The sequence below is a fragment of the Cyclobacteriaceae bacterium genome, from assembly GCA_030584025.1.
Classification (GTDB): domain Bacteria; phylum Bacteroidota; class Bacteroidia; order Cytophagales; family Cyclobacteriaceae; genus UBA2336.
In genome coordinates, this window is record CP129487.1 from 3,259,335 (window position 1) to 3,283,158 (window position 23,824).

Sequence of the window (23,824 nt, forward strand, 5' to 3'; positions counted from 1 at the left end):
TCATTATGCAAAACAGGTACTGACATAAAAGAATGAGAATTATCGGAATGATATTGATGATGACTCTGGCCATTGGTTGCGCACCTACAAATGAAAATTTTAATCCATTTGATAAAGAATTTAAACTTCATAAAAATATCACCCTTTCCGATTATGACACAATAATAGGTGAATGTGGATATTGGAATTATACAAATCGGATTACCGGATCCTATTACCAGTTTTTCTTGAATGAACGTGAGATTGTAGCAAAAGGGTTTAACCTCAAACTCAATCCAATAATTCTTGAGGATACGGTCAATCAAACGGATCCAAAGCATATATTCAGCATACTTGAAACGCATCCTGTTAATTTAGATATGGTGAAAGAAAAGCTTCAAGTGTATAATGTAAAGCAAGTAAGGTTTATAGACGATGTAGATGTAATATCTGGGATCGAAATAACTGAAGAGAGTGGTTCAATTCAGTTTGCCTCATTGTCACCTTACTTTGCGGACAACAAACTAATCTGGCAGATACAATTCTTTAATGGAAAAGATGATAAGTGACAAACAGATTAAATAAATATCAATATCCAATAATTCTCATTGGAACCTTTACTGGGGTAGTTAGCACCGGGCTGCTATTAGGAATAAGCATAACAACAGGCAAGCATCCCCTTATAATGTCTCTTACAATATCTTTATTCCTGCTAATTCTTTTGGTTGTGTTATTTTTAACTATTCGGACTTTCAGAATTGAATGGTGTCTGTTCCTAAAAATACCGCTAGTGGTTTTTCAATTACTATGGATCTATGTCGTTAGCACATTTTTAATCGAATTGATTAAAAATGGATATATTTTTTGTGCGTTGTGCTAACTATTGATAAGATGCCGTCCCTACGGGACTCGATCATAATAATTAATCCATATGCTAATTAGATGCCGTTCCTACGGAACTATTAAGTGCAGTGATGATGATTCTGAATTAAAAAAGACGTTCCCAATACTCAATATAATACATACACAGCTCCGGAGGAGCGGCATCTTATTAGATTACGAATTAATAAACAGGCCGTGTCGACTGCGACAGAGGAAATGAAATGCAAATTTCATTACAACACGCAAGCACGAAAAAAATCAAAGAGCCAAACAAATTAAAAATCAAATCAACACACCATAATCTTTAAACTGTACGTTTTACTCGAACACTTGCACAAAAAATAACAAGGCATAATGCTTAATCCGCTTCCTGTAAAAATTGCGTTAACCCTATTATTTTCGGTCTTGCTGAATATCGCTTTTGGTCAAAATAAAGATCAATCCACCATTACGGTACGTAAACCCATTACCACAACCGGCTTAAGCAACTTCTCCCCCAACAAACAAAAAAGATGGATCAGGATTGATGAAGTTGCTGTTGAAACCTTTAACCTTGCCCTTACCCCGATTGAAGAACAATTGGCACGTGCTGAGTCAGCTGAGATCAAAGCGTTACTTAGGCGTGATACCAGCGCGTTGAAAAACATCTGGCTTCAGGATTTTACACGCGATAAACCCCACAACAAAGTACTCCACGACCCTAACCCGCTGCCACAATACCTTTCCATAAATCGGAGAATAGAAAAGATTCTGCTAACCGGTGATCATGCCTATGTTTCGGGAATGGAATATGCGGTGCAGATTCAGGAGGACAACACCGTGGATACGCAGGTTGCACAGAAATACACGCACCTATGGATCAAGGAGCTTTTCGGATGGAGGCTGGCCAGCAAGCGTTATGATTAACCAAATTTGCGCTGAACCAGATCAAAGGTTCATGGTTCAAAATTGAGTATTTCACGTGCCGTTTAACGCTCACGATGGTTAAATGTTGAATTTTGAACTTTGAATTAACTATCTTTGTGAAACCTTTACGCCCGTGGTGCGCAAATTCTTTCCGTTAGACAAGAATTATGTTCTCGAACAGGCACAACTGTCGCTGGCCGATTCCCTTCTCGAATACCTGGTAGATTACGTGAAAGTGCAGTACATGCTGCAACACAACCCGCTGGGCCTGGTGGATGAAACCGTAAACCGGATTCAGCAACACCAAACCAACGACTTTAGCAAGCTTCACGACTTTTACATTACCCTCGCGGGCATCTTCCGGTTCCGCCATTACCATGATAATCAGTTGGAGTTTATCTTCACAGGCGAAGAACCCTACGACCGCTATTGCCGGGAGTGGACAGACGCTTTCAAACAATGGGTGAAGCAGTTTTCGCAGCACAAAAATTTCATCATGGGCGTGCTGGAGCTCACGGTCTTCTACCCGCACGAAGCTGAAGCCCAGTTTATCGGCAACCGGCTAACCACGTTTGCTACCCAGTTCTTCGAAGTGAAGATTCATCCGCAAAAGGGAATTGTTAAAAGCGCGTAAGCTCTAAATCCCCTGAAACACCTCAAAGCTTTCCAGGTATTTGGGCACAGTTACATTCCAGCCAAAGGTTTCACTTATATTTTTTGCATAGGCATGTAGGTCGGTACCTTCACCATGGGTGGTAAACGTAATCTTCGGGCTATCTTCAAAATTCTTTAACCACCGAAACAACTCGCCCTTATCGGCATGGCCACTCATAGAACTGATGTACTCCAGTTTGCATTTTACCGGAACGTCCTCACCAAAAATTTTAATGGTTTTTTCGCCATCCAGTAAACGTCTGCCGCGTGTACCTTCGGCCTGAAATCCAGCTAACAACACCGTATCTTGTTCACGCTTTAACCGGTGGTACAGGTGATGCAGGATGCGACCGCCCGTTAGCATGCCGCTGGAAGAAATGATGATGGCGTTCTTCTTGATCTCGTTCAACGTTTTGGAGTGCTCATTGGAACGAACAAACACCAGCATGTTGGTTTCCGCTTCTTTCACAAATTCATGAAGGTTAAATTCCTTCTTCAGAAATTTCGGATGCTTGAAAAATAAATACGTAGCAGAAATCGCCATCGGGCTATCCACATAAACCGGCACATCCGGAATTTTATCCTCCTTCATCAGTTGACGCAGGTAGTACAAAATACCTTGCGTACGACCTACCGCAAAAGCCGGAATAAGCAGCACCCCTCCCCGATCAAATGTTTCGTTGGCAATGCGTGTAAAATCATCGGTTGGATCGTCATATGGATTTTCTTTATTTCCATAAGTTGATTCTACAAACAACACATCCGCTTCGGTAATGGTGGTTGGTGGATGCAGCATGGCACTGGTTTCGCGGCCAATGTCACCGGAGAAAACCAATTTTTTGGTTTGCGAATCTCCTGTAATAAATACTTCTGTTATGGCGGAGCCAAGTAAATGCCCGGCATCGTTATAAATAATTTCAACTCTATCGTGGATACGGATACGCTCACCGTAACCATATGACTTCAGTAAAGGAAAAACAGCGTTTGCATCCTCCACCGTATACAAGGGCTTGGGATGTTCATGTTTTGAATAGCCTTTCTTTTCGGCAAACTCAGCTTCTTCCTCCTGTAATTTGGCTGAGTCGAGCAGCATGAGTTCGGCTAAATCGGCTGTTGGATGTGTACAATAAATGGGACCATTGAATCCTTCTTTAACCAGCTTGGGCAAATAGCCAATGTGATCGATGTGCGCATGACTGAGCACCACGCATTGAATAGTTGCCGGATCAACCGGAAACTCATCCCAGTTGCGCAATCGCAGATCTTTCAAGCCTTGAAACAATCCGCAATCAAATAAAAACCGAAAGTCCCCGGCATCTACCAGGTATCGGGAGCCCGTTACACTTTCAGCTGCCCCAAGAAATTTTACACGAACATCCATAATTTACCAACAGGTTTTGGAAGTGATAATATAACCACATAGAAACATAGAACATATAGTTAAGAAATAAATTCTATGTAATTACCTACGAACTTATCGCGAAACGCGGAAATCTGTAAAGCTACCTAACGTTGAATATGTCTCAACTAAAACCTCATCCACACGGGCGCGTGGCGGACCAATCCGGCACCAGGCAATAAGTTCATTTATTTTTCCCTCATCACCCTCGGCCTCGATGTACACGCTTCCATCGGATTCATTGCGAACAAAACCGTTCACTCCCAACTGTTGTGCCTTCGTTACGGTTGAAGCACGATAAAAAACACCCTGCACTTTTCCTCTTACCAGAATAGAAACGCGTTTCATTCATCACATGATATAATCCGTACTCAGAAACACCGATTCGCGGTTGCGAATAATAGTGCTAATGATTTGCTTATTGCCTTCTGTGGATTTTGTTGCCACCAGTGTTCGAATGGAAAAAACGCGAAGTGCATCTGCCACCGACAATGTTCCCTCTGCTGAATCCTTTCGCCCATTGAACGGAAAAGTATCCGGTCCGCGCTGGCATTGTGTATTTACATTTATGCGACCAACCTGGTTGGTGAACATGTCGATGTACATGGCAATCCTTCTGCTATCGCTGCCGAAAATACTTACCTGCTGACCGAAGTTTGAGTTCACCACATACTGAATGGCCTCCTCATCTTTCTCAAACGGCACAATCGGAATAACCGGACCGAATTGTTCCTCGCGATACACATTCATCTCTGCCGTTACCGGATAGAGTACAGCCGGATAAAAAAACGATTGGTTGATTTCTCCACCATGTTCATTTAGTACATTCGCTCCTTTACGCTTGGCATCTTCCACCAACCCGCGCAGGTAATCTGTTTTACCGGGTTCCGGCAGTGGCGTAAGGCTTACGCCAGCATCCCAGGGCATACCGGTTTTAAGTTTGGCTACTTCGGCTGTAAATCGTTTTATGAAATCGTTCACCAGACTTTTATGCACGAATAAAATTTTCAATGCCGTACAACGCTGTCCGTTAAACGAAAGCGAACCAGCCACACATTCGGAAACGGTTTGATCCAAATCTGCATCCTGCAAAACAATGGCCGGATTTTTTGCATCCAGACCCAGAATAGATTTTAACCGATGTGGCTTCGGATGCAGACGCTTCAAATCATTTGCTCCTTTATTGGTGCCGATAAACGCAAAGACATCAATCTTTCCGGTTTCCATCAACGCGCCAACGGTGTCACGTCCTTTTCCGTAAATAACGTTGATCACGCCCGGAGGAAAACTTTCTTGAAAAGCTTTTAACAAGGGACGAATCAACAACACACCATACTTGGCGGGTTTAAACACAACTGTATTTCCCATAATCAACGCAGGGATCAGTGTGCTGAACGTTTCATTCAATGGATAATTGAACGGACCCATACAAAGCGCCACACCTAACGGCACCCTGCGAATCTGCGCCATAAAGCCTTGCTCTTCTACCAGCTTGGCTGAATTGCGGTCAAGTTCTTTCAGCGACTTCACCGTATCGACAATGTAATCGCACGTGCGATCAAATTCTTTCTCGGAGTCTTTTAATGTTTTACCGATTTCCCACATCAATAACTTCACTACTTCATCGCGCTGCTTGCGCATCTGCTCTAAAAATTTTTCGATGTGTGAAATGCGCTCAGCAACCGAAAGCGTTGGCCACAGCCCGTGCCCAAGGTTGTATGCATTTACAGCTGCATCCAATGCTTGCAGCGCTTCATGTGCCGTAAGCAAGGGTGTTGCACCAATGGTTTGCTGTTTGTAGTGATCCCCTTCTTTAACAAACACCGGACTTTGCACCGCATTCAGTGCACCAGGCCATTGGCGCAATTCTCCATTAATTAAATACTCGCGCTGCTCCTGGTACGAAACACGAAACTGTTCCGGTATGGCTGATGCTTCCGGAAATACACCTGATAAAATACGGCTCATGATTTTTATTACGTTGTTACAATCGTTATTCCTGATGATGTTCCCAGTCGGTCAGCACCTGCTTCAATCATGTGAAGGGCTTGCTCTTTTGTTTTTATTCCTCCCGATGCTTTGATGCTTACTGCTGCCGGTAACACGTTTCGCATTAAGCGTATGTGTTCCACATTGGCACCACTGGGCGCAAAACCTGTAGAAGTTTTCACAAAGTCTGCTCCCGAATCGGCACAAAGCTTACACGCCTGAACAATTTCATCATCTGAAAGATACGCGGTTTCAATGATAATCTTGATGATTTTGCTGTGATCGTGACACAACTTGCTGGATTTGGCCAGTTCAATTTTCGTCCAGGGCAATCCGGTTTTGAATGAACTTATGTTCCACACCAGATCAATTTCATCGGCACCGTTATCGATTGCACGCTTGATTTCATCCAGTTTTGTTTCTGTCATGTTGTAACCCAGCGGAAAGCCTGCAACCGTTACCAGGGCAATCGGGTCATTGCCGATTTCGCGTTTGGCACGCTTCACCCAAAAGGGCGGAACACAGATGCCATGAAACTTGTGCTGGCGTGCATCCACTACCAGTTTATCAATATCGCTGATGGTAAGGGTTGGGGAAAGATTGGTATGCTCAATGTATGCGGATAACTCCATTGAACGAAGTTACACGGAAACTTTGAACCGTAAATCCTGAACTTAAAACTTTAGTGCCGGATACCACACTCCTTGCAATACTTCATTTTGTGTGGTGGCCTTCTTTTTGGTGGCTTTTTATGACCGAAATAGGTAGGATCGGAATACTGCGGCTTGGCTAATTCCTTTTCGGCTTTGCGGTGTGCTTTCGCTACCTGCTCCATGCGATCATAAAACCGATCGCGTGCATCATAGGTAATTCTACGCCTTACCTTTTTCTGCTTGGGTTCGTAATTCTGTGTAGGATAATACGGCTCAACCGAACTGGGTTGTTGAACACTGGTTGCCTCCTTCTTCTTTTTCTTTTTAGAAGATTGTGCAACACCTGGCGTACTAACGCCAAACAAGCAAACCGATAAGAGAATTAGCAATCGCATAACACAAAGATAGAAACCATGGGCAGGGTTAAAAATTGTTTAAACCTGATGAATTATTTCCCCTTACCCGTTCAGATAACATATTTAACCGATAAACGGCTACATGCCCTTGGGCTGGAGCATGCTTTGTTGCCTACGGTAAATCCAGGGCGCTGTCGGATTTTCTTCCTGCCACAGGCCTATGCGCTGTTCGCGGGCTTGTTGCTGCAAGGCTTTTAAACTCTCAGGCGCGTTCTTTTCATGGCACCAGGCGAGGCCGCGCTTAACCAATTCAGCACTCACCTCAACTTCGGTTATGATCTCTCCGAGGTAATTTCCCCAACGATCTTTTCCTACCAATTTCACATCAATTGATTTTCTGAGTATGGCGTTTTCCAAAAATCTTTTCGCTTCTTCAGCATAAGGCTGACCTGGCTCAGGGCAATCAATGCCTGCCAGTACAATGCGATATATTTCATCTTCCGCTGAAACCACTTCAACCGTATTACCATCGACTACCGAAATTACTTTCCCGCGCACAGTATTTGCCTCTGCCCTATAAATCGTAATGCCCAGTAACAGAATTATCAAAAATGTTTTCATAGCTCCTCCTCAGATTTATCCACAACAAAGAACGCAACCAGCCAGATTTTGAGGATGGGTTTTAACCGGGCAACAGTCGCGTGTATGTTTTACACGGAAATAGGAAAAGCAAAAATGATTCCGAAAGAAAAAAGCTTCACAATCAGCCTTTATCCTGATTATAAAGTATACTGCTTTCCAAAAAGGAGAATAAATTTTATCGCACTTGAATTTACTTTTTCTTGCAATACTGATCGATTTGAAAGCGCGCTTTCGAATCACCAAATTCAACGGCCTTTCGCCAATCGAAACAGGCTTTATCGGTTTCTTGTAATTGATAATAGAAATTACCGCGCAGTTTATAATACGATGCGTTTTTGGGTTCGATGCGAATAGCATCATCCAGATCCGAAATACCGGCACCGATGTCATCCATCTCAGCTTTGCAGTTTGCCCGGTTGTAGTATGCCAACCCGTCTTCCGGGTTTAAGGAAATTACCCGGTTGTAATCAATCACCGCGCCCTCAAAATCACCAATACCCTCTTTGATCAGTGCACGATTGAAGTATGCATCAGAATTATTCTTATCGATGTTGATGGCGTTGGTGAGTTCTGTTATGGCAGCTTTTGTGTTGTCCAACATCACATAAGCTTTTGCTTTATCGAGAAACAGTTGCAATGAGTTATCACCGGCTTTCTGTGCAGCATCAAAATCTTTAATAGCCGCTTCATAGCTTTCCGTTTCCATCAAAACCCTTCCTCTTCGATAGTAAACTTCCTTATCATTAAATCCGGCACTGATTAATTTATCGAAATACTCTAATGATACCACATAATTTTTCGCATTAAAGTAGGAGTCAGCCAGGAGTTTATACAGTTCTGCCTCTGGTTTTTCAATTAGCTTTTCTGCCGAACGAAAATCTTTTGAGGCTTCCGCATACTTCTCCATTTTGAAATACGCAAGACCACGGTTTTCAAACGCCTTGGCATATTGTGCATTCACGGAAATAGCTTGCGAAAAGTCGGCAATGGCTTCGTTATAGCTTTGTTGTTCCAGATGGGCTTTTCCTCTGTTATTATACAAGATTGGATCCTTAATGCCTTGGGCAATCGCCTGTGTGTAGTCATCTACGGCAAAGCCCCACTTGCCTTCACGATATTGTGCATCACCCCGATGAAAGTATGCAATGCCCAGTTTGCCATCACGTTCAATGGCTTGGGTAAAGTCGGTAATGGAGCCGGTAAAATTCTTTGCTTCATATTTACAGTAACCGCGCATATCATAAAGCGTAGCCTCATTCAAACCTTGTTGAATGGCCTTATCCAGATCGGGTAAAGCTCCTGCAAAATCTTTAGCGAAATATTTAGCTGTACCGCGGCCGGCAAATACTGCCGCATCTGTAACACCTTTATCAATAGCAACCGTTAAATCCGGAATTGCCTTTTCATATTCCTTCAATTCCAAAAAGGCAAAGCCGCGGGCTTTCAGCACCTCAACGTTTTGGTTGCCCCCTTCAATGGCTTTCGTTAATTCATCTACCGCGCTCTTATAATCTTTCATGTTGAAACGCGACAAGCCCAATAACCCATAGTCCTCTGCATCAGCCTGATTGCGGGCCACAACAACAGCCAAGTCAGTGATCACTCCCGGAAACTCTTCAACCTGAAAACGCGCACGCGCCCGGTTTTTATAGGCCAACACATAATCCTGGCGGATGCTCAACGCGCGCGTAAAATCCTCAAGGGATTCTTTGGCCAAATTCTTATTCAATTTTGCTTTTCCCCGATTGTTGAAAATCACTTCATCGCTGACACCCAGGTCGATGGCTTTGTTATACGATTCTATAGCGGCATCAAAATCATTTTGTCTGAACCGAGCATTACCGAGTTGATAATACACATCTTTGTTTTTACTGCCCAACGAAGCGGCCTTCTCCAAAAATGGCAAAGCCTCCTTGTCATGTTCAAGGTTGAGGTAAGAAATACCCAATCCTTCAACTGTGGCGAGATCCGCCTCTCCCTTATCAGCTACTTTTTTTAAGTCGACAACCGCGGCCTTATAATCTTTCAATTGAAAAGATGCTTTTCCTCTTTTTTCGTTCAACTTGATGTCCTTCTCACCGGCCATCTCCGCTGATGTGAGCAGATCAACAGTGCCCTTGAAATCATTGTTCTCAAAACGAAGGTACCCGGTATAGAGCATCACCTTCGGATCTTTTGATCCGGCCTTCAACGCAGCTTCCAGGTTCACGCGTGCCGCATCGGGTAAATTGAGGTTGTACTTTGCAATACCCAATCTTCGCTGAATTTCCTGTGGGTCACCTTCCGGGCTTTTAGCCTTTTCCAAATCTTCAACCGATCCGGAATAATCCTGAATATCAAAACGCGCCATACCTCGATTGGACAAAGCTTTTGTATAGGTTGGATTGAGTTGAAGGGCCTTATCAAAATCAGCCACTGCGCCTTTTGCATCACCGGTGTTCTGTTTTGCTTTACCGCGATTGTTGAACACCACCGCGTCCTTGTCGACTAACGCAACAGACTGATCGTAGTATTTTATCGCTCCGGAAAAATCATTTTTAGTGAAGCGAATGTCTCCCAGATTTTTAAATACCTCCGCATCCTTTACACCAAGTGAAACTACTTTCTCATAATCTTTGGCGGCATCATCGAAACGTTGTTGTGCATACAAGGAATTCCCACGCTGAAGAAAAACTTCGGGTGTGGCCACACCCAATCCAATAGCACGACTCAATGATTCAACAGTGCCGGCATAATCTTTCGCGGCATACTGACAGTTGCCCAATTGAACAAACACTTCTTTATCGCTGGCGCCCATAGAAACCGCTGCTGAAAGTGACTTAATCGTTTCCGGGCAATCCTTTAACTGTGCATAGCTGAGCCCCAACATGCTGAACACATCTTTATCTTTTACTCCACGACCCACTGCTCTGGTAAGGGATTCAGCAGCGCCTTTATAATCTTTAATAGAATACTTTGCCGTGCCGATACGTTGAATGATTTCCACATCAGAACGGCCGGTTGATAAAAGTTTTTCCAGGTCGCTGATCGCTCCCGACCAATTCTTCAAAAAGTAATATGCGTTGCCCCGATACTCATTGATCTTTGATGATGATGCGCCTGCCTTCTCAGCCTCGGTAAAATCACTTACTGCTTTTTCATAATCCTTCATTTGATAATACGCCAAACCACGATTTACATGCGCGTCCGGATTCTTATACCCATTGCCAATAAGTTGGGATAGTTGTGTGGCCGCATCGCGGTAAGCACCTGCATTCAATTTCTCCAAAGCAGCTGTGTACCGAACCTGAAAAATGGAATCCTGATTTTGCGCCACCAACTGCGTGGTCATCAGGGTAAACAACAAACCAATCAATGCGAGGGGAGTACTTTTGTTCATAGCAACAAAAGTATCAAATCGATAAGGGGTAAATCAGTAAAAAATGACAAAAAACTGACAGGCACTCAACTGTTCAGAAACGTATAGATCAGGTAAACGGCAATACCCAACAGAATAATTACGAGTACGTACCCAAAAATCCGGGCACGACCAAAATATGCACGTAAAGGGAATTGCTTTTTCATACGAATGGCTTTATTGATTGAGTTTATTGAATAACCATAACAGGAAACAAGCCCCTGCGGTTATAGCCATGATGTATGCAAACACCTTTGCACGTGCGAAATAAGCACCTATGGGAATCACCTTTTTCATAGATATTAACACCTAATCTCTTAAAGTAAAACTTTAAATACAAGGTTTTGTTCTGTCAATGGCCCAAATCATCGTTTAAAAGCACAAAAACTATCTAAAAGCACTGGAGCCCACCAAAAAGGCAATAAAAAAGGTGCCTGTTTGGGCACCTTTCCTTACAAACTATGAATGACTCTTTTACAAGTGAATAACTTCGCCATATGCAGCTGCCGCAGCTTCCATGATGGCTTCACTCATGGTAGGGTGCGGGTGGACAGACTTGATAATTTCGTGACCTGTTGTCTCCAACTTGCGGGCTACCACAACTTCGGCAATCATTTCGGTTACGTTGGCACCGATGAAGTGCGCACCTAACCACTCGCCATACTTGGCATCAAAAATTACTTTCACGAAACCATCGGCAGCACCTCCGGCTTTTGCTTTACCCGATGCCGTAAACGGAAATTTGCCCACTTTAATTTCATACCCGGCTTTTTTCGCAGCCTCTTCAGTATAGCCAACGGATGCAATTTCTGGCGAGCAGTATGTACAACCCGGAATGTTGTTGTAGTTCAATGGCTCGGGATTGTGTCCGGCAATTTTTTCAACACAGATAATCCCTTCTGCAGAAGCAACGTGTGCCAGCGCAGGGCCTTTCACAATATCACCAATGGCGTACACGCCAGAAACATTGGTCTTATAGAAATCATCAACGATAACTTTTCCTTTGTCGGTCTTCACGCCCACTTCTTCCAATCCAATGCCTTCCAGGTTTGTCGTAACGCCAACAGCCGACAATACCACATCGGCCTCAATCTTGATTTCACCAGAAGGCGTTTTCACCGTTGCCACACAACCTTTTCCTTTGGTATCAACGGCCGTTACTTCCGAGTTGATATGAATGGTCATGCCTGCTTTCTTAAACGATTTCTCCAACGCTTTGGAAACTTCTTCATCCTCCACCGGTACAATGCGCGGCATAAACTCAACTATCGTAACTTCTGTACCGATAGTGTTATAGAAGTAAGCAAATTCAACACCAATTGCTCCGGAACCTACCACCAGCATTTTCTTAGGCTGATTCTCCAGCACCATCGCCTCGCGGTAGCCAAGAATTTTCTTTCCATCAATTTTAAGAGCAGGTAACTCACGTGAACGTCCACCGGTTGCCACAATGATGTGCTTGGCCTCGTAATCGGTTTTCTTTCCTTTATCGTCTGTTACTTCAACTTTACCACCTTTCTTCAGTTTGCCAAAACCGGCAATCTGGTCGATCTTATTTTTTTTAAACAGGAATTGAACGCCTTTGCTCATGCCGGCTGCCACATCACGGCTGCGTTTTACCATCCCCGGCAAATCAGCCTGGGCATCCTTCACCGTAATGCCATAATCCTTTGCATGGCTGATGTATTCAAAAACATTGGCGCTCTTCAATAAAGCTTTGGTAGGAATACAGCCCCAGTTCAGACAGATGCCGCCCAGTTCGGCCTTCTCTACCACACCCACCTTCATACCCAACTGAGATGCGCGAATTGCGGCAACGTAACCACCCGGACCAGAACCGATAACAATAAGATCGTATTTAGACATAGCAAATAGCGTATTTAATTTCGCTGCCAAAGATACGCGCAGCAAGGTCTTTAAAAAAGCATTTAAGCAATTTCAAAAACCTGAAATTTCAACCCAGAATGCGTATTTTTGAACCATGTTGACCATAAAAAGAAAATATATTGTCAATGAGGACGACAAAAAAGTTGCGGTTCAGTTAGACATAAAAACCTTTGAGAAAATCGAGCGACTTCTGGAGGATTACGTGCTGGCAGAATCAATCAAAAGCAACAAAGCTATTGATAGGCTTACCGTTAATGAAGCTAAGGCCTATTATCAAAAATTGAAAAAGAAGTAGCTCATTGAAAGTCCTCTACAACAAGAAATTTTTGAAAGACTTGGCCGCTTTACCATCAGATGATCGCGGTAGAATTGAAAAATTAGTCTTTTTGTTAAAATTTTAACTGTAAAATCTTTCAGACAAATAGAACACGTTGAGAAGCTAGCAGGTTATCAAACTTATTACAAAATTAGGTTTGGTAACTACCGTGTTGGGCTTCAATATAAAAATGACACATTAATATTTGAACGGGTACTGCATCGAAAAGAAATTTACCGATACTTTCCATAACACTTTGAACCAACTATGAAACTACTACAAGGAAAAACCGCACTCGTAACCGGAGCATCTAAAGGAATAGGAAGATCAATCGCACTTAAGTTTGCTGAGCAAGGCGCCAACGTGGCCTTTACGTACCTATCAAGCGTTGAACAAGGTCAGGCGTTGGAAGCTGAACTCGCTTCCAAAGGTGTGAAAGCAAAGGGTTATCGCTCCGATGCTTCTGATTTTGCGCAAGCCGACAAACTCATCAACGATGTGGTTGCCGATTTCGGTTCACTGGATGTTTTGGTAAACAATGCAGGCATCACCATGGACAATCTGTTGCTTCGCCTGAATGAAGAAGCCTGGGATAAGGTGATTAACGTAAACCTGAAGTCGTGCTTCAATACCGTGAAAGCCGCTACCAAACCGATGATGAAACAGAAAGGTGGTTCCATCATCAACATGACTTCCGTGGTTGGTATTAAAGGAAATGCCGGACAAGCCAACTATGCTGCTTCAAAATCGGGAATCATCGGGTTTACAAAATCCGTTGCATTGGAGCTAGGTTCACGCGGCATTCGTTCAAATGCCATTGCCCCGGGTTTCATTGAAACAGAAATGACCGGCAAGCTGGATGAGAAAACCGTGCAAAGCTGGCGCGATGCCATTCCGTTAAAGCGTGGTGGCAAACCCGAAGACGTTGCCGATGCGTGTGTGTTTCTAGCCTCGGATATGTCGGCTTACATTACTGGGCAGGTGTTGCAGGTTGATGGCGGTATGCTCACCTAAGATCATGCACGAAATAAAAAACCTGAGCAAACTTATTCAGCGGGTTTATTACGGAAAAGCCTGGCACGGACCTTCTGTGAAGGACGTGTTAAGGGATATTGATGAAAATACTTGCAAAAAGAAAATAGGCGACAGCCACAGCATTGTTCAGTTGGTGTTACACATGGTTGCCTGGCGCACGTTCGTAACCAAACGATTGCTAGGCAACTCCACATTTGAATTAACCGATGAACAAAATTTCCCGCCTGAAACAGACTGGGCCAGTGCCTTGCAACAACTGGAAGAAAGTCAGGTTGAACTTTTAAATGCCATCGAAACCATCTCTTCCGAAAAACTTTGGGAAGAAGTTTCCAACCGCAAATACGATTTTTTTATACTCCTTCATGGGATTATTCATCACGACATTTACCACATCGGTCAGATACAGTTGATTAAGAAGTACCAACCATAAAACGATGAATAAATTGTTGGGATATATTGCTTCTAAAGCAATAATTATACTATCCGTTTTGCTGCTTGGGTTTGTTATACTGAAGAGTCTAACATCATTAATTTTAACAAATGCAGAACGAAGTTCTGACAAATTAGAAAGAGATCAGATAATTCTTGAGACCAAACTCGACTCAATCCAAAATATAAAAATTGAAACTCAAGCACAAGATTCAACTACTGAAATTAATGATTCCTCTTTAGCAAATACCCATCTAAAATTCAAAAAGCAAATTGAAGATGAGCGTAAAACTATAAACCATCTTATCATCCAGAATTTGATTACTCAACGAGAAAAGAATGAAAAAATACTAGGCCTATTGGATATATTTGAGATGTGTGGAAATGTTCTTGGAGGGACTGCTGTCCTGATTATTATTATTGGTTTTTTCTGGAGAAAGTAGAGAACAAAAAGTTATCGCAAAATTGCGTTTGATCATACACTGCATTGAACCTCTCTCATCTAATACTAGTCATTGCCAAAATCATTGTCAACCATTCTACCAAACGATTGTTCGCTAAGATTTCCATCTTTTTTTTAAAATTTTTTAACAAAAGTTTGAAAACCAAATCTTCGCACACTACGTTTGTAACATCAAGTCGAAGAAAGCACATCGCTTAATCGATTTATAAAGAAGCGCTGAGAGAACAGGCTCTAAGACGCGCTAGCAACCCTTCCGAGTGGAAAAAGGTGCTAAATCCTGCTCCAAGGCAAGGTGCCAGGAGAACTATAAACCGATGAAAAAATGAAAAACATCATCCACACACTCTCAAAAGCAAGCCGCGAAGGCTTACGTGCGTTGTCTTCACCTTTCACATCTCTGTTCAACAACCTGACAACACGAATGCAGCAGCCTTGTTGTATTTGTATTTGTTGTCCGTGTTGTTGTTAAGCATCCTTTTTTCATAGCGTAACAACATCACGATCAGTACACTGACCGCATCGGGTCATCGTGTATCTGCCTGTATCCATTTTGAAAAATCAATTATCAACTCGTAAACAATTATACCTATGTCAAACTATCGTTTCGAAACCCTTCAACTTCATGCCGGGCAAGAGGTTGACCCTGTAACACGCTCACGCGCAGTTCCCATTTATCAAACCACCTCGTACACGTTCAAGGATTCTGAACATGGCGCAAACCTCTTTGCTTTAAAAGAGTTCGGCAACATCTACACGCGCATCATGAACCCCACTACCGATGTGCTGGAAAAAAGAATTGCCGCGCTGGAAGGTGGCGTAGCTGCACTAGCTGTGGGTTCCGGTCAGGCTGCACAGTTCATTGCGCTGAACAACATTCTGCAAGCTGGTGATAACTTCGTAACCACATCATTCCTGTATGGAGGAACTTACAATCAGTTTAAAGTTTCGTTCAAACGCCTGGGCATTGATGCCCGCTTTGCTGAGGGTGACAAGCCGGAAGCATTCGAAAAACTCATCGACAAAAACACAAAAGCCATTTACCTGGAGTCGATTGGTAATCCAGGATTTAACATTCCGGATTTTGAAGCCATCGCTGCGCTGGCAAAGAAGCATGACATTCCGCTGATTGTCGACAATACATTCGGTGCCGGTGGCTATTTGTTCCGCCCGCTCGAACACGGAGCCAATGTGGTGGTGGCATCGGCTACCAAATGGATTGGCGGTCATGGTACATCTATCGGTGGTGTGATTATTGACGGAGGAAATTTCAACTGGAACAACGGTAAATTCCTACAGTTCACTGAACCTTCTGAAGGATATCATGGATTGAAGTTTTGGGATGTGTTTGGTGAAGGCAATCCACTTGGCTTACCCAACATTGCGTTCATCATCCGCGCACGCGTAGAAGGATTGCGTGATTTCGGCCCCGCCCTGAGTCCGTTCAATTCATTTCTTTTCTTGCAGGGTTTGGAAACTTTATCGCTACGTGTTCAACGCGCAGTAGATAATGCCTTGAACCTGGCTGAATGGCTGGAGCAACATCCGAAAGTGGAAAGTGTAAACTATCCAGGGCTGAAAAGTTCAACCTACCACAACCTGGCGAAGAAGTATTTGAAAAATGGTTTTGGCGCGGTGCTCTCATTCACCATTAAAGGCACGAAAGAAAAAGCGACCAAATTTGTCGATAGTCTGAAACTGGTGAGCCACCTGGCCAACGTGGGCGATGCGAAAACATTGATCATTCAGCCTTCGGCAACGACACACCAACAGCTTACGGAAGAAGAACAGCTTTCAACAGGCGTGTTGCCTACGCTGCTGCGCATTTCTGTTGGATTGGAGCACATTGATGACATCAAGGCAGATCTGCAACAAGCATTCGAGCAGGTGTTTGCAAAAGAGTTGGTAGAAAATTAATCGGATACATCGGGAATTATGGAGAAGCACACACACACCTTTCATTACAACAAACCATTCGAACTGGAGTCGGGAGAATACCTTCCCGGCTTCCAGCTTCGGTACACCTTGTACGGTAAACTCAATGCCGATCGTTCAAACGTGGTGTGGGTGTGTCATGCACTTACCGGAAATTCTGATTTTACATCGTGGTGGAAAGAATTATTCGAGTCAGGCGCTGCATTTGATCCGCAGCATTACCTGATTGTCTGCGCCAATACCTTGGGCGGATGTTACGGATCAACCGGACCACTGTCTATAAATCCAGAAACCGGTAAACCATTTTACCACTCATTCCCGGCAATAACCAACCGGGATATTGTGCGCGCTTTTGATTTGCTGCGCCAGTCGTTGGAGTTTGAAAAAATCCATACGCTGATTGGCGGATCACTGGGCGGCCAGCATGTATTGGAGTGGGCCATTCAGCAGCATGAACTGTTTGAGCACATCGTACCGATTGCCTGCAATGCATTTCATTCACCGTGGGGCATTGCCTTTAATGAGGCGCAACGGTTGGCCATTCAGGCCGATCCTACCTGGAAGGAAAATCATGAACGGGCTGGCCTCGAAGGACTGAAAGCTGCACGCGCCATTGCCATGCTGTCGTACAGAAATTACGAAAGCTATGCAGAGGCACAATTGGAGAAGAGTACAGAAAAAGTTGATGGCTTTCGGGCGGCTACGTATCAGCAATACCAGGGCGAAAAACTGGCCTTGCGATTCAACACCTTTACATACTGGGTTCTTAGCAAAGCGATGGACAGCCATAACATAGTTCGCGGAAGAAAGAACGTATTGCTTGCCCTGCAAAGCATTCGCGCCAAAGCGTTGGTGGTTGGCGTAGACGATGATGTGCTATTTCCAATACAAGAACAAAAATTTCTGGCGGATAACATTTTGAAGAGCTCACTCATTACCCTGCGGTCCAAACATGGGCATGACGGGTTTCTGATTGAATTCGATCAACTCAATACCGCACTAAAAAAATTCCTAAACACAAAACAAGAAGTATACTGTTGACCTCAATCCCTAATCCTTAACATTTAACAACATGCCACACCCAACAACAAATCTCATTCACTCGGTACCGGTTGATGCATTAACCGGCTCCATTTCTGTTCCCATTTATCAAACCGCCACCTATGTGCAGGAAGCACCTGGTGTTAATAAGGGCTTTGATTATGGGCGATCGAATAACCCAACCCGACTTGCACTTGAAAACATAGTGGCTAAGTTGGAGGGGGGCTTTGCCGCATACGCATTCGCCACCGGACTTGCCGCCATTGATGCTGTATTGAAAACCCTGAAAACCGGTGATGAGATTATAGCGGTTGATGATATCTATGGTGGCGCATACCGACTCTTTACGCACATCTATGAAAAGTTCGGTATTACCATCCATTATGTAGACACAACTGATGCTGACAACATCCGTGATTACATCAGCTCAAAAACAAAACTGGTATGGTTGGAGTCGCCCACCAACCCTACACTGAAAATTTCAGACATCAAAAAAATTGCTTCCATCGCCCACGCAAAAGGTGCGTTGGTCGTGGTGGACAACACCTTTGCCTCACCAGTTGCCCAACAGCCTTTTAAATTGGGTGCTGATATTGTTATCCATAGCGGCACAAAATACCTGGGTGGTCACTCCGACTTAGTAGCGGGATTGGTAGTGGTGAACACACCCGAACTTGCCGAACAAATCAAGTTCATTCAAAATGCATCAGGCGGAATTTTAGGCCCACAGGATTGTTGGCTTACTATTCGAGGTATTGAAACCGTAACGCTGCGCGTTGAGCGCCAATGCAAAACCGCACTTCGTGTGGCTGAATTTCTTCAGTCGTGCGAAGAAGTTGAGAATGTTTACTACCCGGGACTATCAACGCATAAAAATCATGAGCTGGCGAAGCAGCAGCAAAACGGCTTGTACGGAGGAGTAATTTCCTTCTCACTGAAAGAAGATACTGAGGAGGCCGCTGTTGCATTGGTAACCTCTACCCAATACTTCAAGCTGGCCGAAAGTCTTGGTGGCGTAAAAAGTCTCATTTGCCATCCGGCAAAGATGACGCATAAATCCATTCCACGCGAAAAAAGATTGCAATCAGGTGTTGTTGATTCGCTCATCCGTTTGTCGTGTGGCATTGAAGAGGCGGAAGACCTGATTGCTGACATTAAACAAGCATTTGTGAAAACAAAAAAACGAGAAACCGTAGAAGTCTTTAATTAATCAGTATGAAAAAGAATTTAAAGTTAGGCCTGTTCGGATTTGGTTGCGTGGGTCAGGGCCTTTATCACGTGTTGCATGAAACAAAGGGCATAAAAGCAGAGATAAAAAAGATCTGCGTAAAGAACCCAAACAAAAAGCGTTCATTGCCTGATCATTTTTTTACACTCAACGCAGAAGATATTTTACTTGACCCGGAGATTGATGTGGTGGTGGAGTTAATTGATGACGCTTCAGCCGCATTTACCATCGTAAAAAAAGCGTTGCAAAACGGGAAGCACGTAGTAACCGCCAACAAAAAAATGTTAGCCGAAAACCTGGAAGAAATTTTTCACCTCCAACAGCAATACAATAAATCTGTATTGTATGAAGGAGCCGTGTGTGGCAGCATCCCCATCTTACGCAACCTTGAAGAATACTACGACAACGATTTGATCTCAGGCATTGAAGGGATTTTCAACGGATCTACCAACTACATCCTTACCAAAGTTTTTGAAGAGCGTAAAAACTATGCCGATGCACTTCGCCAGGCACAGGACCTTGGCTTTGCTGAAAGTGACCCCAGCCTGGATGTAAAAGGGTTTGATCCAAAATTTAAACTGGTGATTGCGATCGCGCATGCGTTTGGTGTATTCGTTAAGCCGGAGCACATTTTCAACATCGGCATTGATGGCATCAGCGATCTGGATCTAAAATTTGCACGCGAGAAAGGCTATGGCATTAAACTGGTAGCGCGCGCCATTAAATCCGGTAACGAAGTATTTGGATTAGTCGCCCCGCAGTTCGTTGATCCGCATCATCCCCTGAGTTCCGTACGCAACGAGTACAATGCGGTAACCGTACAAGGCGCTTTTTCGGAAAAGCAGCTATTTGTAGGAAAAGGTGCGGGCAGCTACCCCACCGGTTCTGCTGTACTGTCGGACATTTCAGCCCTGACTTACGACTACCGGTACGAGTACAAAAAACTGCACCAGCAAGCCAACCTGGACTTTTCGAACGAAACCTCCATCGAAGCGTTCGTCCGGTTCCCGCATGGTACGGCCATTTCTATTCAGGATTTTGAAGAATTTCAATCGGGCTATGCCTCCAACGGGCAGCATTACATGCTGGGTCGGGTAAGCCTGAAAAAACTGGCGGACTGGGCAACCTGGGAAAACGTAGGGATTATCCTTTCCCCAGAGGCCCGGTTTATCACCAAAACTGAAAAAAGTGAAGTGTTGACATACTCTGCCGCCTGAAATAACGCTGCAACTTGAACATGATGAACATCAGGGCAAAAAACTGTGTTTTTATATGCAGTTTCACCCTTGGGAGCAATATATTTGTGACCCATAAAACTTGATTTTACATGGTCATTGCAGCGTCTATTCTCGCCTTTACTTTCATTATTTTATTGCTGGTTGCCCTGCTTTTGTTTGCCCAGAAGAAACTGGTGCAGTCGGGCCCGGTACGGCTCTTTATTAACGGAGACGAGCAAAACCCGATTACCGTTTCTGCCGGTTCCTCCCTGTTAACAACCCTAGCCAACCAGAAAATCTTCATTCCATCAGCCTGTGGCGGTGGCGGAACCTGTGCCATGTGCAAGTGCGTGGTGGAAGACGGAGGTGGTGATGTGTTGCCCACTGAAATGGGCCACTTAAGCCGTAAGGAAAAGGCCGACCATGTACGCCTGAGCTGCCAGGTAAAAGTAAAGCAGGATATGCGCATCCGCATACCCGAAGAAATTTTCGGTATCAAGAAGTGGGAATGCGAAGTGGTGTCGAACTATAACGTATCGACTTTTATTAAAGAATTTGTAGTGAAGTTGCCTCCGGGCGAAACGCTGAACTTTGAGGCTGGTGGATACATTCAGATTGACGTTCCCTCCATAAATGTGGATTTCAAAACCATGGACATCACTCCGCACCCGGAGTTGGGCCACAAACCCGATGTATTCCAGGGTGATTGGGATAAGTTCAAGCTGTGGGATCTGAAAATGAAAAACGATGAGCCCATCTTCCGCGCATATTCAATGGCCAACCACCCGGCAGAAGGAAATATTGTGATGTTGAACATCCGTATTGCCACGCCACCGTGGGATCGTGCCAACAATAAATGGATGGATGTAAATCCGGGTATTTGTTCTTCGTATGTATTCTCCCGCAAGCCAGGCGACAAGGTAACCATCTCCGGTCCGTACGGTGAATTCCACATCAACCCTACCCAGCGCGAAATGGTGTACATTGGTGGTGGTGCCGGTATGGCTCCATTGCGTGCGCAGATTTTCCACCTGTTCCATACTGAAAAGACAAATCGTAAGGTTTCGTATTGGTATGGTGGCCGCTCCAAAAAAGAACTTTTCTACGTAGAACACTTCCGCAAGATTGAGCAGGAGTTCCCGAACTTCCAGTTCAACATTGGTTTGTCTGAACCCCTTCCGGAAGACAACTGGAAAGTAAAGAAGAGCTTAGACGATAAAGAAGCCGATGGCTACGTTGGTTTTATTCACCAGTGTTTGTACGACAACTACCTGAAAAACCATCCGGCTCCAGAAGACATTGAATTCTACCTGTGCGGTCCTCCGTTGATGAACGCAGCCGTGCTGAAAATGCTGGATGATATGGGTACACCAAAAGAAAACATCCGCTTTGACGACTTTGGCGGCTAATTCATAAAACAAAAAACAAGCATAAGAGGGCATTGCAATCGTTTGTGGTGCCCTCTTCCTTTTGGTAGTGTTTGAAATCAGGTTTCGATTTGCTTATTTAGATTAATCCAAACCCGACCCGTGAAAAAGGCTTTTGCCATATTCTTTCTGTTACTCCTCCTTTTTTATACAGGAGGTTATTACCTGGTTTTTGTTGCCCTGAAACATCAATCGAATAAAAAACTGGCGCAGCTCTTTGATTCGGGCGAGTATGCCGAAGAAGAAACCCTGACCATTAAAATTCCAGTTACCCTTCCCTACCCGGTATATGCAAACGGATTTGAACGGGTTAATGGTGAGTTTGAGTACAAAGGTGAATTTTTCAAACTGGTAAAACACAAACTCGATGGTGATACCCTGTACATTGTATGTTATAAAGATGTAAAAGCTAAAAGTATTTCAGCTGCGCTTGCAGACTTTGCTAAAGTCTCAAACGATATTCCATTATCCTCAAAATCTCCGATAAGCATCATTGGTAAGATAATTAAAGATTATGAACCGCTTCCAAAACTAGACCTGGCCCATCAGGATACAGGTTGGAGCAGAAATGCCCCCTTTGGAAACATGCAGCTGTTCATCCCCGAAATAACCCTTCCGGTTTTCTCGCCCCCTCCAAAGCAGGTTTGCTAACGTATTGATTTTTGTGTTGCCACAATCCACGCAAGCCTTTGGGCTAGTGTGCGTTTGTGTACGCAACTATGTACCCCATTTTAAACCTGCAAACACTACTATGAAAAAAATATTTACGTATCCACTAATATTGCTTGCTGTATTGGCAAGTACCACACACTTCGTACAGGCACAAGGCTGTGTAGCCGTGCGAAACATGTCGAGCTGTTCATTAACATATGACAGTACCGCCAACTCCAAGTGGCAGCTCTCACTAAACTACCGGTTCTTCGAATCGTATAAACATTTTCGTGGCGACCACGAAGAAAAAGAACGCGTAGAAAATGGAACAGAGGTAATCAACCACGATAACTCCATTCTGCTTGGCGTGTTGTACTCATTTAATAATAGAATAAGTGCGGCAGTAACGATACCGTACCTATTCATTGATCGCTCATCCTTATATGAACATAAGGGCAACAACAGCGGGGAACGTTACCACACCTCATCGAAAGGGCTGGGCGATATGCGCATCAGCGGATATTACAATGTTCTACCCTCGAATCATAAAACATTTCTTACGGTTGGTTTAGGTGTTAAACTGCCGACAGGTAATTACAACTATGAAGATTATTTTCACAAGACTGGATCACAGGGGCAAGACACACTGGTACTCCGTGCGGTAGATCAGTCCATTCAGCCGGGTGATGGCGGCACTGGCGCTATTATTGAGTTTGATTTCGCGCAGCAAGTAGGAAGAAACTTCCAGGTATTTGCTACGGGTATGTATATGTTCAACCCCCGCAACACAAATGGCACGTTGCGTAGCCCAAACCTGGTGAACAACATTCCACTCTCCAATGAAATGTCGGTGGTTGATCAATTCTTATTCCGGTTAGGCGGCCGGTATTTGGTAAATAAATTTCAATTCGCATTGGGCGGAAGATACGAGGGCATTCCGGTTGAAGATGTTTTTGGCAAGAGTGACGGATTCAGGAGGCCGGGCTACATCATCTCCCTTGAGCCAGCCATCACCTACTCATCCGGTAAGCACACATTTGATGTGAATTGCCCCATTGCATTGGAGCGTAACCGCACACAAAGTGTACTGGATAAACGTAGAACTGAGGTGTTGGGAACCTACCAACATGGCGATGCCGCCTTTGCCGATTACCTGGTATCACTCTCGTATGCGTATCGATTATAGCATCTAAATAAAGTTCTTAAAAATAAACAGGTTGAGTGTTTAAGCTTGTCGGGGTGTGGAAACCGTGGTTAAGGGTGCCCACTCTGGCAGGCTTAATTTATTTATATCCATGAGGAAGGTGTTTTCAATTCTGTCTATCTTCACCCATATTTTTA

General features: G+C 44.0%; 22 protein-coding genes and 1 riboswitch. Of the genes, 14 read left to right on the top strand and 8 right to left on the bottom strand.

All coding sequences use genetic code 11. The features are described 5' to 3' along the window. Positions 1–32 precede the first annotated feature (32 nt). The 3 genes from QY309_14665 to QY309_14675 all read left to right on the top strand — a co-directional run bounded on the left by QY309_14665 (position 33) and on the right by QY309_14675 (position 2,401). Positions 33–548: a hypothetical protein gene (locus QY309_14665; protein ID WKZ59102.1), complete on the top strand. Its 516-nt coding sequence runs from the start codon at positions 33–35 to the stop codon at positions 546–548. Positions 549–1,215: 667 nt separating this feature from the next. Then, entirely contained in the window at positions 1,216–1,767 is a 552-nt protein-coding gene (locus QY309_14670) for a nuclear transport factor 2 family protein (GenBank protein WKZ59103.1), read from the top strand. A 133-nt stretch (positions 1,768–1,900) separates the two neighbouring features. Then, complete coding sequence (locus QY309_14675; GenBank protein WKZ59104.1) at positions 1,901–2,401, top strand: hypothetical protein; 501 nt, start codon at positions 1,901–1,903, stop codon at positions 2,399–2,401. Positions 2,402–2,404: 3 nt separating this feature from the next. Here the strand turns inward: QY309_14675 and QY309_14680 are convergent, their stop codons facing one another. The 8 genes from QY309_14680 to lpdA form a co-directional block, all read right to left on the bottom strand. Next, positions 2,405–3,802: an MBL fold metallo-hydrolase gene (locus QY309_14680; protein ID WKZ59105.1), complete on the bottom strand. Its 1,398-nt coding sequence runs from the start codon at positions 3,800–3,802 to the stop codon at positions 2,405–2,407. 93 nt (positions 3,803–3,895) lie between these two features. Next, positions 3,896–4,168 (bottom strand): acylphosphatase, encoded by a 273-nt coding sequence (locus QY309_14685; protein WKZ59106.1) that lies wholly within the window; start codon positions 4,166–4,168, stop codon positions 3,896–3,898. A 3-nt stretch (positions 4,169–4,171) separates the two neighbouring features. After that, positions 4,172–5,788, bottom strand: coding sequence for an NADP-dependent glyceraldehyde-3-phosphate dehydrogenase (locus QY309_14690; protein ID WKZ59107.1), 1,617 nt, complete (start codon positions 5,786–5,788; stop codon positions 4,172–4,174). Between the two features lie 8 nt (positions 5,789–5,796). Further along, positions 5,797–6,441 (bottom strand): deoxyribose-phosphate aldolase, encoded by a 645-nt coding sequence (gene deoC / locus QY309_14695; GenBank protein ID WKZ59108.1) that lies wholly within the window; start codon positions 6,439–6,441, stop codon positions 5,797–5,799. Positions 6,442–6,491: 50 nt separating this feature from the next. Then, on the bottom strand, positions 6,492–6,857 hold the full coding sequence (locus QY309_14700; GenBank protein WKZ59109.1) for a hypothetical protein: 366 nt from the start codon (positions 6,855–6,857) through the stop codon (positions 6,492–6,494). Between the two features lie 99 nt (positions 6,858–6,956). Next, positions 6,957–7,439 (bottom strand): thermonuclease family protein, encoded by a 483-nt coding sequence (locus tag QY309_14705; GenBank protein WKZ59110.1) that lies wholly within the window; start codon positions 7,437–7,439, stop codon positions 6,957–6,959. A 211-nt stretch (positions 7,440–7,650) separates the two neighbouring features. Then, positions 7,651–10,839, bottom strand: coding sequence for a tetratricopeptide repeat protein (locus tag QY309_14710; protein ID WKZ59111.1), 3,189 nt, complete (start codon positions 10,837–10,839; stop codon positions 7,651–7,653). A gap of 492 nt (positions 10,840–11,331) precedes the next feature. Then, positions 11,332–12,723, bottom strand: a complete 1,392-nt coding sequence (lpdA, locus tag QY309_14715) for a dihydrolipoyl dehydrogenase (GenBank protein WKZ59112.1) — start codon at positions 12,721–12,723, stop codon at positions 11,332–11,334. Between the two features lie 115 nt (positions 12,724–12,838). On the opposite strand from lpdA, the gene QY309_14720 reads away from it, so the two are divergent. The 11 genes from QY309_14720 to QY309_14770 all read left to right on the top strand — a co-directional run bounded on the left by QY309_14720 (position 12,839) and on the right by QY309_14770 (position 23,669). After that, the gene (locus tag QY309_14720; protein WKZ59113.1) at positions 12,839–13,039 is read left to right on the top strand and encodes a hypothetical protein; all 201 of its coding nucleotides are present in this window, start codon (positions 12,839–12,841) and stop codon (positions 13,037–13,039) included. Between the two features lie 288 nt (positions 13,040–13,327). Next, positions 13,328–14,074, top strand: coding sequence for a 3-oxoacyl-[acyl-carrier-protein] reductase (gene fabG, locus QY309_14725; protein ID WKZ59114.1), 747 nt, complete (start codon positions 13,328–13,330; stop codon positions 14,072–14,074). Between the two features lie 4 nt (positions 14,075–14,078). Next, on the top strand, positions 14,079–14,525 hold the full coding sequence (locus QY309_14730; GenBank protein WKZ59115.1) for a DinB family protein: 447 nt from the start codon (positions 14,079–14,081) through the stop codon (positions 14,523–14,525). Positions 14,526–14,529: 4 nt separating this feature from the next. Beyond that, positions 14,530–14,967, top strand: a complete 438-nt coding sequence (locus QY309_14735; protein WKZ59116.1) for a hypothetical protein — start codon at positions 14,530–14,532, stop codon at positions 14,965–14,967. 220 nt (positions 14,968–15,187) lie between these two features. After that, positions 15,188–15,300: riboswitch (SAM riboswitch) on the top strand. 275 nt (positions 15,301–15,575) lie between these two features. Next, the gene (locus QY309_14740) at positions 15,576–16,901 is read left to right on the top strand and encodes an O-acetylhomoserine aminocarboxypropyltransferase/cysteine synthase (GenBank protein ID WKZ59117.1); all 1,326 of its coding nucleotides are present in this window, start codon (positions 15,576–15,578) and stop codon (positions 16,899–16,901) included. Positions 16,902–16,919: 18 nt separating this feature from the next. Next, entirely contained in the window at positions 16,920–17,960 is a 1,041-nt protein-coding gene (metX, locus tag QY309_14745) for a homoserine O-acetyltransferase (GenBank protein ID WKZ59118.1), read from the top strand. A gap of 31 nt (positions 17,961–17,991) precedes the next feature. Then, on the top strand, positions 17,992–19,170 hold the full coding sequence (locus QY309_14750; GenBank protein ID WKZ59119.1) for a PLP-dependent aspartate aminotransferase family protein: 1,179 nt from the start codon (positions 17,992–17,994) through the stop codon (positions 19,168–19,170). Positions 19,171–19,175: 5 nt separating this feature from the next. Further along, on the top strand, positions 19,176–20,405 hold the full coding sequence (locus tag QY309_14755) for a homoserine dehydrogenase (GenBank protein WKZ59120.1): 1,230 nt from the start codon (positions 19,176–19,178) through the stop codon (positions 20,403–20,405). A gap of 110 nt (positions 20,406–20,515) precedes the next feature. Next, positions 20,516–21,814, top strand: a complete 1,299-nt coding sequence (gene nqrF / locus QY309_14760; protein ID WKZ59121.1) for an NADH:ubiquinone reductase (Na(+)-transporting) subunit F — start codon at positions 20,516–20,518, stop codon at positions 21,812–21,814. 120 nt (positions 21,815–21,934) lie between these two features. Further along, the gene (locus tag QY309_14765; protein WKZ59122.1) at positions 21,935–22,483 is read left to right on the top strand and encodes a hypothetical protein; all 549 of its coding nucleotides are present in this window, start codon (positions 21,935–21,937) and stop codon (positions 22,481–22,483) included. 100 nt (positions 22,484–22,583) lie between these two features. Then, complete coding sequence (locus QY309_14770) at positions 22,584–23,669, top strand: hypothetical protein (protein WKZ59123.1); 1,086 nt, start codon at positions 22,584–22,586, stop codon at positions 23,667–23,669. Positions 23,670–23,824 lie beyond the last annotated feature (155 nt).

Excerpts from the sequence above, each read along its gene's own strand:
- lpdA (WKZ59112.1), bottom strand. The coding sequence starts at position 12,723 with ATGTCTAAATACGATCTTATTGTTATCGGTTCTGGTCCGGGTGGTTAC.
- QY309_14705 (WKZ59110.1), bottom strand. The coding sequence starts at position 7,439 with ATGAAAACATTTTTGATAATTCTGTTACTGGGCATTACGATTTATAGG.
- QY309_14710 (WKZ59111.1), bottom strand. The coding sequence starts at position 10,839 with ATGAACAAAAGTACTCCCCTCGCATTGATTGGTTTGTTGTTTACCCTG.
- QY309_14670 (WKZ59103.1), top strand. The coding sequence starts at position 1,216 with ATGCTTAATCCGCTTCCTGTAAAAATTGCGTTAACCCTATTATTTTCG.
- QY309_14720 (WKZ59113.1), top strand. The coding sequence starts at position 12,839 with ATGTTGACCATAAAAAGAAAATATATTGTCAATGAGGACGACAAAAAA.
- QY309_14690 (WKZ59107.1), bottom strand. The coding sequence starts at position 5,788 with ATGAGCCGTATTTTATCAGGTGTATTTCCGGAAGCATCAGCCATACCG.
- QY309_14730 (WKZ59115.1), top strand. The coding sequence starts at position 14,079 with ATGCACGAAATAAAAAACCTGAGCAAACTTATTCAGCGGGTTTATTAC.
- deoC (WKZ59108.1), bottom strand. The coding sequence starts at position 6,441 with ATGGAGTTATCCGCATACATTGAGCATACCAATCTTTCCCCAACCCTT.
- nqrF (WKZ59121.1), top strand. The coding sequence starts at position 20,516 with ATGGTCATTGCAGCGTCTATTCTCGCCTTTACTTTCATTATTTTATTG.
- QY309_14700 (WKZ59109.1), bottom strand. The coding sequence starts at position 6,857 with ATGCGATTGCTAATTCTCTTATCGGTTTGCTTGTTTGGCGTTAGTACG.
- metX (WKZ59118.1), top strand. The coding sequence starts at position 16,920 with ATGGAGAAGCACACACACACCTTTCATTACAACAAACCATTCGAACTG.
- QY309_14680 (WKZ59105.1), bottom strand. The coding sequence starts at position 3,802 with ATGGATGTTCGTGTAAAATTTCTTGGGGCAGCTGAAAGTGTAACGGGC.
- QY309_14740 (WKZ59117.1), top strand. The coding sequence starts at position 15,576 with ATGTCAAACTATCGTTTCGAAACCCTTCAACTTCATGCCGGGCAAGAG.
- QY309_14685 (WKZ59106.1), bottom strand. The coding sequence starts at position 4,168 with ATGAAACGCGTTTCTATTCTGGTAAGAGGAAAAGTGCAGGGTGTTTTT.
- QY309_14665 (WKZ59102.1), top strand. The coding sequence starts at position 33 with ATGAGAATTATCGGAATGATATTGATGATGACTCTGGCCATTGGTTGC.
- fabG (WKZ59114.1), top strand. The coding sequence starts at position 13,328 with ATGAAACTACTACAAGGAAAAACCGCACTCGTAACCGGAGCATCTAAA.
- QY309_14770 (WKZ59123.1), top strand. The coding sequence starts at position 22,584 with ATGAAAAAAATATTTACGTATCCACTAATATTGCTTGCTGTATTGGCA.
- QY309_14735 (WKZ59116.1), top strand. The coding sequence starts at position 14,530 with ATGAATAAATTGTTGGGATATATTGCTTCTAAAGCAATAATTATACTA.
- QY309_14750 (WKZ59119.1), top strand. The coding sequence starts at position 17,992 with ATGCCACACCCAACAACAAATCTCATTCACTCGGTACCGGTTGATGCA.
- QY309_14755 (WKZ59120.1), top strand. The coding sequence starts at position 19,176 with ATGAAAAAGAATTTAAAGTTAGGCCTGTTCGGATTTGGTTGCGTGGGT.